At 60.1% G+C, this 12984-nt stretch carries 13 protein-coding genes; 4 read left to right on the top strand and 9 right to left on the bottom strand.

The features are described 5' to 3' along the window. The 4 genes from NUW23_06925 to NUW23_06940 form a co-directional block, all read left to right on the top strand. On the top strand, nt 1-482 hold a 482-nt coding region (locus NUW23_06925), incomplete at its 5' end, for an ATP-binding cassette domain-containing protein (protein ID MCR4425912.1). A gap of 41 nt (nt 483-523) precedes the next feature. After that, the gene (locus NUW23_06930; protein MCR4425913.1) at nt 524-1177 is read left to right on the top strand and encodes a cyclase family protein; all 654 of its coding nucleotides are present in this window, start codon (nt 524-526) and stop codon (nt 1175-1177) included. 45 nt (nt 1178-1222) lie between these two features. Continuing rightward, nucleotides 1223-3070, top strand: coding sequence for an aldehyde ferredoxin oxidoreductase family protein (locus NUW23_06935; protein MCR4425914.1), 1848 nt, complete (start codon nt 1223-1225; stop codon nt 3068-3070). Nucleotide 3071: 1 nt separating this feature from the next. Then, nucleotides 3072-3338 carry a MoaD/ThiS family protein gene (locus tag NUW23_06940; GenBank protein MCR4425915.1) on the top strand — a complete coding sequence of 89 codons (267 nt, stop codon included), beginning with the start codon at nt 3072-3074 and terminating at the stop codon, nt 3336-3338. A gap of 124 nt (nt 3339-3462) precedes the next feature. On the opposite strand, the gene NUW23_06945 is transcribed toward NUW23_06940, so the two are convergent. The 9 genes from NUW23_06945 to NUW23_06985 form a co-directional block, all read right to left on the bottom strand. Next, on the bottom strand, nt 3463-3708 hold the full coding sequence (locus tag NUW23_06945; GenBank protein ID MCR4425916.1) for an AbrB/MazE/SpoVT family DNA-binding domain-containing protein: 246 nt from the start codon (nt 3706-3708) through the stop codon (nt 3463-3465). Between the two features lie 185 nt (nt 3709-3893). Beyond that, on the bottom strand, nt 3894-5042 hold the full coding sequence (locus NUW23_06950; protein MCR4425917.1) for a Xaa-Pro peptidase family protein: 1149 nt from the start codon (nt 5040-5042) through the stop codon (nt 3894-3896). 43 nt (nt 5043-5085) lie between these two features. Next, nucleotides 5086-7017, bottom strand: a complete 1932-nt coding sequence (locus tag NUW23_06955) for a TRAP transporter permease (GenBank protein ID MCR4425918.1) — start codon at nt 7015-7017, stop codon at nt 5086-5088. Between the two features lie 115 nt (nt 7018-7132). Then, complete coding sequence (locus NUW23_06960; GenBank protein MCR4425919.1) at nt 7133-8110, bottom strand: TAXI family TRAP transporter solute-binding subunit; 978 nt, start codon at nt 8108-8110, stop codon at nt 7133-7135. 66 nt (nt 8111-8176) lie between these two features. Beyond that, a complete protein-coding gene (locus NUW23_06965; GenBank protein ID MCR4425920.1) occupies nt 8177-9199 on the bottom strand; it encodes a DUF4392 domain-containing protein in 1023 nt (340 codons plus the stop codon). 17 nt (nt 9200-9216) lie between these two features. Further along, nucleotides 9217-9615 carry a Rid family detoxifying hydrolase gene (locus NUW23_06970; protein MCR4425921.1) on the bottom strand — a complete coding sequence of 133 codons (399 nt, stop codon included), beginning with the start codon at nt 9613-9615 and terminating at the stop codon, nt 9217-9219. Between the two features lie 39 nt (nt 9616-9654). After that, entirely contained in the window at nt 9655-10362 is a 708-nt protein-coding gene (locus tag NUW23_06975) for a PAS domain-containing protein (GenBank protein MCR4425922.1), read from the bottom strand. Nucleotides 10363-10583: 221 nt separating this feature from the next. Beyond that, nucleotides 10584-11300, bottom strand: a complete 717-nt coding sequence (locus NUW23_06980) for a cell wall-active antibiotics response protein (GenBank protein MCR4425923.1) — start codon at nt 11298-11300, stop codon at nt 10584-10586. 44 nt (nt 11301-11344) lie between these two features. Further along, nucleotides 11345-12895 (bottom strand): gamma-glutamyltransferase family protein, encoded by a 1551-nt coding sequence (locus tag NUW23_06985; GenBank protein ID MCR4425924.1) that lies wholly within the window; start codon nt 12893-12895, stop codon nt 11345-11347. Nucleotides 12896-12984: the final 89 nt, after the last annotated feature.

Genomic DNA, 12984 nt, shown 5'->3' on the forward strand with positions numbered 1-12984 from the left:
GCTGCGTTCCGGAAGGCCGCCGCATATTCCCCCGGATGACCGTAGAGGAGAACCTCGAACTAGGCGCCTATGTCCGTCGGCGGAACCGGGCAGAGGTTGTTGAGAGCAGAGATAGAGTCTACGACCTCTTCCCCGTCCTTCGAGACAGGGCGGGGCAGCTCGGCGGTACCCTGTCCGGGGGTGAACAGGAGATGCTCGCGATAGGCCGGGCAATGATGTCTCGCCCGAAGCTGCTGGTTCTGGATGAGCCCTCCATGGGGTTGGCCCCCGTACTCGTGGAGCGGACCTTTGAGGCCATCAAGAAGCTCAACGAGGCGGGGACCACGATTCTCCTCGTGGAGCAGAATGCCAACATGGCTCTCGCCATATCCTCCAGGGGATACGTGCTCGAAGGCGGCGTTGTGGAACTGGAGGGGACCGCAGCAGAGCTCAAGAGGAGCGATACAGTGAAAGAGCTCTACCTAGGCGGCAGCGGGCAGTAGCCCGTTCTGGACAACGCATCTCACAGAAAGGTGGAAGACTGATGGATTTCCTCACTGCATTCAAGAATGCTCGTATCGTTGACCTGTCCAAGGTGTGCTATCCCGGCAAGGAGCAGAGAAGGCTCGAGATACGCTCCTATCAGGTATATGCAGGCGAAATCATGAACGATATTGACACGATGAGTCACATCGGCACGCACGTGGAGGCCCCGTGCCACTACGTCACCCCCTTGCGCGGGGTGAAGGCAAAGGACATCGCCGACTATCCACCGGATGCATGGATGGGCGAGGCAATCTTCGTTGACCTGTCTGTTCTCGGACCAAAGGAGGCAGTTACGCCGGAGTTCCTCGAGAAGCTCGGCGTCCGCAAAGGCGACATAGTCATCATGGGCAACTCCAAGCAAACCGGGGAGGACATGAACTACCTCTCGGCGAGGGCGGCCAAGTGGCTCGCGGACACCGAGATCAAGCTTCTTGGGCTTGATACCACATTCAAGATCGAGGAGTTCTTCCAGCCGCTCGAGGCGATGGCCACCCACAACTACTTGATGTCGAAGGACATACCCCTCATCGAGGTCATGGTCAACCTCGACCAGCTGCGGGAGCGGAGGTTCTTCTTCATCGGACTTCCGGTAGCCATCGTCGGGCTTGACGCCTTCCCCATACGCGCAATCGCGCTCGAAGGAGTGCTCTAGGCTCACGGCTTGTAACGGATCAGCAGCCAGAAGGGAGGATCCGGTTTGCGAGGGTATGCTGGACAAATACTGAAGGTCGATCTCACCCGCGGTTCAGTCTCCGTACACCGTCCATCCGAGGATTTCTACCGAACCTACCTCGGCGGTGTCGGAATCGCCACAAGGCTTCTCAGGGACAAGGTTCCCGCCGGGATCGATCCACTTGCCCCTGAGAACGCAGTCGTGTTCGCCGTAGGCCCCTATCAGGGCACGAGTGCCCCAGGAAGCGGGAAATGGGTTGTCGCATCCAAGTCTCCACTGACTGGCACTTTCGGATCTGCCACCGGAGGGACTGGCTGGGGCATCGAACTGAAACAGGCTGGGTTCGACGCGGTTGAGATCACTGGGGCCGCACCTGAGCCTGTATTCCTGTGGATCCATGATGGAAAGGCCGAGATCAGGAGCGCACGAAGGCTCTGGGGTCTCGACACCGTTGACTCCATGAACGTCGCGAGAGAACTGGTAGGCGACGACAAGGCATCGGTTGCCACTATCGGCCCGGCGGGAGAGAAGATGGTGGGCATAGCGGTGATAGCGGCAGACGGGGCCGGCTTCGCAGCCAGATGCGGGATAGGTGCGGTAATGGGCTCGAAGAGCCTCAAGGCCGTGGTAGTCCGGGGAACTGAGAGGGTCGAAGTCGCCCGCCGTGACGCCCTGGCTGAGCTCAACAAAGTCATATCCCGCAAGCTGTATGATACAGCCAAGGACGTGATGCGCAAACACGGCACAGCTGGGATAGTGACAGGCTGTGAGGCGGTCGGAGATCTGCCGATCAAGTACTGGACTCAGGATACGTGGCCGGAGGGCGCAGCCAGCATAGGGGCTCCGAGGTTCACCGAGGTGCTCAAGGCCAAGCCTCACCCGTGCCGCGCGTGCCCGGTTGCCTGTCACCGGCTGGTCCAGATCCCCGACGGCAGCGGGGGAAGCATTGAGGCCGCGGGAGCAGAGTACGAGAGCCTAGCCCTCCTCGGTTCGAACTGCCTCGTCGACGACTTGTACGCGGTCGCCCAGGCTAACGAGGTCTGCAACAGACTCGGCATCGATACCATCTCAGCGGGGGCGTTCGTCGGGTTCACAATGGAGTGCTACGAGAAAGGCCTGATTCCCAGGGAGGACGTGACCGGACCCGAGCCGGTCTGGGGAAACGGAGAGTTCCTGGTCCACATGGTCGCAGAGATAGGAAACGCCACGGGTTGGGGACGCAGATTCTCCCGGGGAATCCGCCATGCCGCTCGGGGCATCGGGCCCGAGGCGGAGGCTCTCACAGTCGAAGTCAAGGGGCTGGACTTTCCGGCACATGACCCCAGGTCCTACTACAGCCTAGCCATAAACTATGCCACGAGTCCGAGGGGGGCATGTCATCTCCACGGGTTCCCGCACGGGTGTGAGGGTGGGATGCTCCTCCCGGAGGCGGGGATCGCCGAGAAGCCCGTGAGATTCGAGATGGAGGGCAAGGGCTTCATAGCAGCCAAATTCCAGGACTTCGCGGCGGCCATGGAGACCATGGTGGTCTGTTGCTTCATGCACTTCAACGACATGACCCTCACCGAGACAACGGACATCATGAACGCCATCACAGGGTTCGACTACACACCGCAGCAAGTCCTCGAGGTGGGCGAGCGAGTCTTCAATCTGCAGCGCCTTATAAATGTGGCAGACGGCATCTCCAGGGCAGATGATAGGATGCCTCCCAAGATGTTCCGCCCGGCGACCGAGGGCTTCAGAGCCGGAAAGGTGCCGGAGGGATTCGACGAGGAGCTCTCGCGCTACTATGAACTGCGTGGATGGGACAGAAACGGCATCCCCACCCCGGAGAAACTTCGCTTGCTCGGACTCGGCTCGGAGGTCAAGTAGAGTGAAGGTAGAGATCGTGTACTTCTCGATACTGGAAAGGCTGGCGGGCAAGCCCTGCGAGGAGATCTTGCTGCCGGACGGAGCCAGGATTGAGGACGCTGTCCAGGCCGCATGCGCGGCCCACGGAGAGGACCTTCGCCGGGCGCTCTTAGGAGAAGGCCGCAGGTACATGGGGACTTTCCTAAGGAACGGTCAGGTCGCGAACGCCGACACTCCTCTCGCCGATGGAGATCGGGTGACCTTCCTCATGCCGTTGTCAGGCGGGTAGGCGGCGCGCAGCGGACCAACGCAGCCACCGGCGCCGTGAACAAGTCGCAAGCAAGGATAACGGGCCGACCTAGCTCACATTGGGCTCAGGCCGGCCCTGTTCATCTGGGCATCTTGGCCAATCCTCAGCTTACGTTCTTAGCCAGCTGGAGGCAGCTAGCGCATACGTGCTTGTCCTTGAACGTCCGCACATCCTCGGTGCTCCCGCAGAACGTGCAGAACGGCTTGAACTTCTTGAGCACGACGTTCTCCCCGTCCACGTAGATCGCCACTGGATCGTTCTCCCCGATTTCGAGGTTACGCCTGAGGTCCATCGGGATGACAATGCGCCCCAGCGTGTCAACTTTGCGGACAATTCCTGTAGATCTCATAGTGCGACTCCTCCCCGCTGCAGTTGGTGCAATGCCGAGCTGTGAGTCTCCGCATGTGAACGGCCGGTGTCTTGGGACGCCGGCCATGGGATGTGGTTCACTCACATATGTTTTGACGAGGCTCGACGCGATTTGTTCAATATTCTCTAGGATTTTGTTCCGGTCTTCACAGCTTGAGTTGAGGCCTACACACCCGGCTGGAATAGCTGCTTGGGCATGGAACTCAGCACTTCCACACCGGTCTCGGTTATGATGACCGTGTCTTCGACCTGAAACCCGCCAAGGTCGGGCACATACTTCCCGGCCTCGACACATATCACCATGCCAGGCTCGATGACCATTTCGTTGCCCGCCCTGAGCAACGGTTCCTCGTGGACTTCAAGACCTACTCCATGCCCAACGTGCTCACGGCGGAGAGAGGGATCGATCGTCCGCCCGGCTTCCACCGCTTTGCGGTAGACTTCATCTGCGGTAGCTCCTGGTCGGAGCGCTGCGAGCGCGGTCTCCTGTGTTTTGAGGATCGTGTCGTATACCTTCTGCTGCTCCGCCGTGGGTTTCCTGCCAAACACGAAAGTTCTTGCCAGGTCTCCCCAGTACCCGTCGTAGATGGCACCGAAGTCGAACCGGAAAACCTCGCCCGGCCGTATTCGCTCATCCCTGGGGTTGTTGTGAACGAACGCGGACCTCGTGCCCCCGCCGACCATTGTGAAGCCTATGGTCTCCGCGCCGTCCAGGAGCGACGTTGCCCGTCCTTCGGACGCCACCCGTATCTCGGTGTGTCCTGCCGCGGCGAGCTCGATCATCCTGCGGCATCCCTTCTCCGTAGCTTCCTCCGCCCTCCTCAGGCGGCGGATCTCCTCGGCCATCTTGACCGCACGCGCACTCTTCAGAAGGCCCGTGCAGTCCTTGAAGGACGCGGAAGGGGCGACGGCTCTGATTCTATCCAATACATCTACAGGAAGGAATCCCTGTTCAACTCCGATTGTCCCAGATTCCAGACCCCGCTCGTGCAGCACCTGTGCGATGTACTTGTACTTGTCCGTGATCAGCCCGGAATCATTGTCAGTCTTGAACTCAGTGTAGCCCACGATGTTTTCTGAAGGTATCCACGAGAGCTCGCGCGTATGCCTGAGATCCGCGGATGGAACGATGGCGACTGGGCTCGCATCAGGGTCGCTGAAATAGACAACATATGAGAGTCTGTCACGAATTGATCTGCTGCCCATCGGGTGAAATCCGGATATGTAGATCGCGTTCTCCGGCTTCGCCACGATTATCGCCGCAAGACCTGACCGGGCCAGAAGGCTGTCCAGCCTCGTCTTGTTCAGTAACATGGTTGAACCTCCGTTCCTGCAAGTATGCGGTTCACTCACACCCCTACTGCCTGCCGGGCCGCGCTGCCGCAGCATGCTGCCCCGGCGCACGACCCCGTAGGACCACCGCAATGGCCACGAGCGCGAGTCCCGCAGCGTCCGTCTGCGCACCCGGCAGCATGGTCACTATGGCTGCCGCGAGCAAGAGCGCCCGCTGCGCCATGTTGAGGCGCCCCAGTACGTACGCATGGCCTTCAACAGCCGCTCCCAGAAGGATGACACCGATGACAGCAGTCACCAGGGAGTATGCCACTTGTAGGACCGGGCCTTCCAGGATGAGCGCCGGTCCGTAGACAAACATGTACGGAACTATGAAGGCAGCTATGCTGAGCTTCAGACCCGCCCAACCTACTTTCGCGGGGCTCGCTCCCGCGATACCTGCGGCGGTATAGGACGCCAGCGCCACCGGAGGAGTGACCATAGCGAGCAGAGAGAAGTAGAAGATGAACAGGTGCGCTGTGAACATGGGGACGCCCGCTTGCGTCAGCGCGGGTCCTACAACCGACGCTGCGATGATATATGCTGCGGCCGTAGGCAATCCCATACCCAGCATCATGCTGAGTACCATGGCCGCGACCAGAAGCAGGAACAGGTTGCCGCCTGATAGCTTGACGAGGACCGTTCCGATCTTGAGCCCGAGCCCGGTCATGGCAAGAACACCGATTATGATCCCAGCCGTGGTACACGAGGCGACGATGTTGAGCACGCCCATCGCCCCGTTGGAGACTGCCTCTGGAATGGATCTCCATCTGAGCTTCACGCCTCGCGTGAGCATCGGCCCGATGAGCGTTGTGACGATACCGAGGACCGCCGCGCGCGATGTGCTGACCCTGAAGACCAGGAGGGATACGAAGATGACCACGATCGGGACTAAGAATCCCCATCGGTCCCGGAGAATCCTGAGGGGATCGGGCAGCTCCGCCCTGGGCATCCCACGAAGATTCATCCTGATTGCCTCTAGGTCGACCATGATGAGCACGGCAAGGAAGTACAGGATCGCAGGGAACATGGCCTTGATGGCCAGGACCGAATAGGAGACTCCCACGATCTCGGCAAGAATGAACGCCGTCGATCCCATCACGGGAGGCATGATCTGCCCGCCTGTCGAAGCAGCTGCCTCCACCCCTCCCGCAAAATGGGGCTTGTAGCCGATTCTCTTCATCAGCGGGATGGTAAACGCGCCGGTGGCGGCGACGTTCGCCACGGAACTCCCGGAGATTGTGCCAAAGAGTGCACTCGAGAGCACAGCCACCTTGGCAGGCCCACCTCGTGCGTGGCCGGCAACCCCGGTCGCGAGGTCTATGAAGACCTGTCCTCCGCCCAGCTTCTCAAGGAAGGCGCCGAAAAGGATGAAGAGAAAAACGTAGGAAGAGGCCGCCGAAAGCGCGGTCCCAAAGATGCCGGTATCGCTGTACATGTAGGTAATGACCCGGTCCAGAGCGAAACCACTGTGCCCTAGGAAACCCGGGATATGCTGCCCCAACAGCCCATAAGCCAGGAATCCGATACCCACCAGGGCCAATGCGGATCCGCTCGCCCTCCTTGTTATCTCAAGGCTGACCAGTATAGTTATGGCGGCAAACACCACGTCAGGCGTGGTCGGAAAGGCGCCTATGCGCCAGACCATCTGGTTGTACTCCAGTGCATAGTATGATGTACATGCTATGGCCGCAGCCACCAGGATGATGTCCGTCACCCAGGCCAGCGTCTTTCTCTTCTCCAATAGGCTCGTATAGGCTAGGAGAGTGAGGACGGAGGCGAATGCAAGGTTCACCGGGAGGTGGATCCACGGCCCCACGGGCACGAAAACGAGGACTACAAGGTTGAATACGGAGTAGCACATGGCGAGCGTGAACACCAGCCCCCCGAGCCATCGGGGCAGGTGCCTCTTACCCGATGTCGCAATGTCTCCAAGCGTCTCGGGTGTTCGTCCCATGCAATCCACGTCCTCTCCTGTAATTGTCAGATTGAGGGAGGGTGCCCGACCTTTCGTCCGAGACGGCCGGGCCCCTCGCGCGCATTGCCTAGTTCCCCGGCTTGATCGGTCCCTGCTACTTGCTTTCTGGTGGCAGGAGGTTAGCGGGGATCTCTATACCTTTCTCGCGGTAGTAACGGACCGCACCCGGGTGGAGCGGTATGACCGAGTGCACGATATTCTCGGGAGCAAGTTCCTTGCCTGCGGCGGTTGCAGCCTCGAATTCGTGTTTGTTCTCGAACACTGCCTTGACGATTTGGTAGACAAGATCATCCGGGAGGTCCTTATCGCCGATAGCGTAGTTCCAGAACACGAAGGTGTTAATGTCCTTGGGCTGGTTGTCGTAAGTGTTCGCCGGAATCACGCCCTTGGAGAAGTAAGGGTACTTCTTGGTGACCGCGTCCACGTCGGCAGGGTCTATGTCTACCATGCGGATCTTGTGTGTCGACTGGAGGTCGAGGATCATGGAGGTCGGTAGGCCCATGACGAATATGACCACGTCTAGCTTGCCGTCTTTCATCAGATCGATGGCGTTCCCGGTCTGCAGGTACAGCTGGTCTTTCGGCTTGATTCCGAGAGTCTCCAAGGCATAGCGCATCGCGATGTCAGGTGTGCCGCCCGGCATCGACATGTGTACCCTCTTGCCCTCGAGATCCCTGATGGTGTTGATGGGGAGCTTGGCCAAAGTCACCATTTCGAAGTAGCTTGAATACGTGGTGAACAAGGCACGCATCCTCTGGTACTTGCGGCCGTTCGCCCAGCCGAGTCCGTTCCACCCTTCGTAGGCGGCGGCGGCAGATGCGTAGGCCAGCTTCATCTCGCCTCTCTCCATCAGCTGGATATTGGCGGACGGCCCGTTTGTGGCCTGGATCGTGGCGACGGCATTAGGGACTTTGTCTGTGATGATTTTGGCCCATGGCGCGCCGAAGATGTAGTAGGTGCCTCCGAGAGTGCTGGTCCCGATGACGAAGTTCCAGTTCGCCGCGGACAGTGCCGCCGGAAAAGCCAAAGCCAGCACGAGCAGGGCAAGTACCGCGATTCTAATTGCCTTCACAGATATCCCTCCTCAATGATGATCGATTGATACTGAGTCTCCTGGTGTGGCACAGCGCTGTTGCCCTTACCAGTTCCTAGGCTGTGAGGACAACCCGTTCTCCACTATCTCCCCGAGCATGGTAATCAGAGCGAGTTGAGTTGCAGAAGAAGTCCCGTCCACGTACATGCACTGGCTCGTATAGAGCCCGTCCATGGCCCCTGCCCTGACACAAGCATCAAGCATCCGGTACTCTGTTTCATTGTCCTGCAGTACTCTCTTGTTTTCGAGCATGAACGCGAGCATGGCCGAAATGCCGTATGCGCCCCAGTTTGATATGGCCGCAGCGACTAGGACGTCCGCCCCTGTGACAGTTGCGATGCCTGCGCCGCAAGGGCACTGGCACTTCGCCCCGTACTTCTGGATTCTCTTCACATCCTCGTGAATCAGCCCGAATCCGATCTCGTTCCCACCGTCGCCAATTCCCACCGTGGGCACCCCTGCTGCCATCGCCCGCTCCACGAGGAACTTGACATTCGCGACAACGTCAGGGCTCCTCCCTACACCCATGATGCTGTGGTACCTGCCGCTCGCGCTCGGCCCGTGTTTCTCCACGGTGATGACAGCCTTGGGCTGGAACTTCTCCATCAGATCCCGAGCGGTTTCGTCGCCCGCCACCTCACCCAGAGGGTACGGGATAGCGAGAGCCACATGCGACCTCTCCTCGAACATCTTCTCATCTACGACAGTGATCGCTGCAGCCTCCAACGCCGCCACGACCGGCGCAAGGCACCTCTCCTCAGCGACCACTATCGGCTTCGCGCCGAGGCCCAAGTCAAGGGCCCGTGCGAGCGACGCCGCTCCCGTAGGGCCATCCGTCTCGCCCTTAGGAAGCCACGGCGGAACCCCGGCCCCAGTTGCAATTATCACTCGGTCACCAGGCTTGATCGCATCGATCAAGGTCTTGGCCGCCAGGTAAGTGAGGGGCTCGCCTTGTTTCTTCCGGGCGGCGTCGTAGAGCTGGTGAGTCACGCCTCTGGGCAGCCCACCCTGGACCCTCATCTCCGTGTTCACTAGGCGGTCCACATACTCCGCAACGACTCGCGCCACTTGCACTACCTCCGTCTCTAGTCTTCCGGGCACGCAGCGATGAGCTCGATCTCCACCTCAGCCCCGCCGGCTAGGGCTGAGACCTCCACGCAGGATCTCGCGGGCAGGGGATTGTTGAAGAATTCGCGGTAGATGGAGTTCAGTTCCCCAACCCGTGCCAGGTCTGTGACGAAGACCGTGGTCTTGAGCACCATGTCCATGGAGGAACCCGCCGACTCCAGCAGATCCCTGAGGTTGGTCATGGTCCGTCTGGCCTGAGCCTCGAACCCCGCCTCGAGCTTACCCGTTGCCGGGTCCCGGCCAAGTTGCCCGGAGAGAAACAACAGGTTCCCGAATCTGATCCCCTGTGACAAGGGACTTGATGACCGGGCGACCGAGGGGCTCATGATCTCCGTCCTCTGCTGCTGTGTTGCCAAAAAACCGCCTCCCTGATGATGCTTCGATGGTGATGCAGATCACACCTCATAGGGCTCCGCCGCTTCCCTGTCCCCACCTCGCTTCATCCCCCGCGCAGCCCTCGCCATTTCGAGGTAACTGTACACGGTGTATCTGGACACACCGAGCCGGCTTGCAACCCAGTCCACCGCGCCCCGAATGAGAAAGACGCCCTTCTCGTCGAGGTAACCCACGACCTGCATCTTGTCTTCCTTGGTCATCTGCTCGACTGATTTGGCGCTTTCCTCAATGGTCTTCGAGATCAGGTGCCCGAGAATATCGAGCACGTCCGCGTTCGCAACTTCGACAACCTTGTCGGAGGGAGGGGCGAGATCGTTCAAGCGCGTGAAGTCCTCGAAAAAGCGCTTGGCTGTGACGAACGTGGATAGATCGAAGTTGATGCAGACCGCCCCAACCACATCACGCTCGCTGTCCCTGATTACAATGGTCGTGGATTTCACGACTTTCCCCTCGGGCGTGATGGTGCGGTAGTTGACGAGCATGTCCTCGTTGAAGTCCGGCGAGCGCAGGACCTTCCATACCAAGTCCCTTATGCCCTCGCCCACCTTCCGGCCTGTGACCGTATCGTTGAACACGGCAATCACCGATGTCTTGGGCCGGCTCAAGTCGTGAACCACCACTTCACAACTGGGGCCAAAGGTCTGGGCCACACCCCTGGCGACTGTGATGAGCGCCTCGAGAACTGGATTCCTTGTCTCGGACTCCATGGTTGTTCACCACCTTCCGTCCGTCGTCGCAGATATTCAACGCACAAACTGAATTCCCTGCAGATATACAACAAAATTTGTTGAGAAACCCTACAATACATGTTGAAGGTAATTTGGCCAACAAAACACGCGAAGAGGGCAGGGTCCGGACTTCGCGTCTCGCCCTCTGCCCTCTTCTGCCGTCGTCCTGCTCAGGTTCTTTCAGCCGGGCCGTCCCGGGCTCAGTCTCCCTTGATCTCTATACCTCCCATGATCGCCCTGCACCTGATGATGACCTTCTTCGGAGACCCCTCAGGTCCGCGTTGGCTGAATCTCCGGCTGGAGATGACCCCGCCTGTGCTCTCTCGGAAGAAATCGACCCCGCCTAGGACCGCCGTGCCCTCGCACTCAATGGCGAGGTCCCTCGGCGCCTTGATGTCCATGCCGCCCATGACCGCAGTGAGGTCGAGAAACACTTCCCGGTCGGGTATGTCAGCCACCGTCAGGTCCATGTTGACGCCGCCCATGAAGGCAACGTAGGCGCCGTCTTTCAGCTCCCAGCCGTCGTTCTTGAGCTCGGTGACACTCATCACGCCCCACCTCGTGTCCCCTCGGGTGGTGCTGGAGCGAAGCAAGTTCAGACCTATCAGTATGATCACAACCGGCCAGAACACTCCCCATACCCAGCGGAGATCGAAACGGTAGAAGCCAGTCGTGCGTCCGAGGAGCAGAAGCCCTATTATCAGCACGATCCAGGCGCCAACATCGCCTCCACCCCTCTCCTCGCGCGGTTGCAGGATCACACTGAGACCCCAGAGCACCAGGATCAACGGCCAGTAAGATTCGATGAACTCACCGACATCGATCCTGGTCGCGCCGAAGTTGTTCAGAAGCAACACGATTCCGATCACCGCGATTACAATTCCCATCACCATGGTGAATGCGTTCGGGCGTCCCATGTCGAAAACCTCCCCTGCGCGCCAGCGCGCTTCTCGAACCTTGGTCAAAACGCGGCCGGATACCCATCCTTCCGGGGTTCGCTTCCGGCGATCATAACTCCCGTATCAGGGTCGCGCCAAATAATCTGGGCGCCGCCGAATCCAGCCATTTCCGCCTCCACCCGGACCGAATGTCCCATCTGTGCAAGTTCGCGGGCAGTCTCCGCGCCTATCCCCGACTCCACGGCAACCACACCTCCGCCCATCACTCGGATTCTAGGGCAGTCGACAGAGGACTGGGGGTTCAGACCGTGGTCCACAATCCCCGATACTACCTGCACATGCCCTTGAGGCTGCATATCTCCACCCATAACCCCGAAAGCCGCGACCGGTGTTCCTCTGTACATAAGGAAACCGGGGATAATGGTGTGGAAAGGCCTCTTCCCCGGCGCAAGCTCGTTAGGGTGCCCTGGAGCCAGAGAGAACCCCGCGCCGCGGTTCTGCAGAGAGATCCCCGTGCCTGGCACGACGATGCCGGACCCAAAGCCCATGTAGTTCGACTGGATATACGATACCATCACGCCACTTTCATCCGCGGCGCACAAGTAGACTGTGTCACCGGGACCCGGAAGCCCTGAACACGCCTCGCCACCTGCACGTCTGGGATGTATTGTCTCCCGTCGGTGCGCTGCGTGAGTCTTAGAAAGGAGTTGGGCGATGGGAACCGGGGCAGACCTCGGGTCAGCAATGTGGGCGTGGCCATCTGCGAGAGCAAGCCTCAACGCCTCAATGACCAGATGAAGCGAGTCCGCCGAGAGCTGGGGGATTCTCCCCATATCATAACCCTCGAGTATGTTGAGGGCAATCAGGGCAACGAGACCTTGGCCATTCGGGGGGATCTCAAACACCTCATAACCCCGATAGGATGTAGAGATGGGATCGACCCACTCAGGAGCGTGTGACGCCAAATCCTCGCGGGTGATGTACCCGCCCGTTCGCTCGGCGTGGGATGCGACAGCATCCGCGAGAGCGCCCCTGTAGAAAGCCTCGCCCCCGGTCTCGCCGATCAACCGGAGAGACCGAGCGAGATCAGCACAAGAGAAGATCTCCCCTGGTGCGGGCGCGCGCCCGTGCGGGAGGAAGGCGCGGGCGAAGTCGGGGAGCGTCCCGAATCGCTTCTCTGCAGCTCTCCAGTGGCCCGCGATCACGGGGGGAACGGGGGCGCCCCTCTCGGCGTACTCCACCGCAGGGCGGAGCACCTCAGAGAGGGGCATTGTTCCGAACCTACGAGACAGGGCGGACCACGCGGAGACGGCTCCGGGCACGGTCACAGGCAGCCAGCCCTCCGTCGGGATCGAGGCATAGCCTTCGCTCCGTAGACCCTCCGCGGAAAGGCTCATTGGAGCTCGGCCGGAGGCATTCAGGCCATAGAGCTGCCCATCCCATACGAGGGCAAACGCGTCGCCTCCCAGCCCGTTCGAGGTCGGTTCGAGGACCACAAGCGCGGCGGCGGCGGCAAGCGCGGCGTCCACCGCGTTTCCACCTGACATGAGCATTCTCAAGCCCGCCTGAGCCGCGAGGGGATGGCTGGTCGCAACCACGCCGCGCATTCCCATTACAGGCGAGCGCCGGGACGGGTAGGGCTGAGAGTAATCGAAATGAACCACTTCTGCACCTCCTGTGACGGCTGCGGTGCCGTCAGAGC

It is taken from the genome of Bacillota bacterium (assembly GCA_024655925.1).
In the GTDB taxonomy this organism is placed as follows: Bacteria; Bacillota; DTU025; order DTU025; family JANLFS01; genus JANLFS01.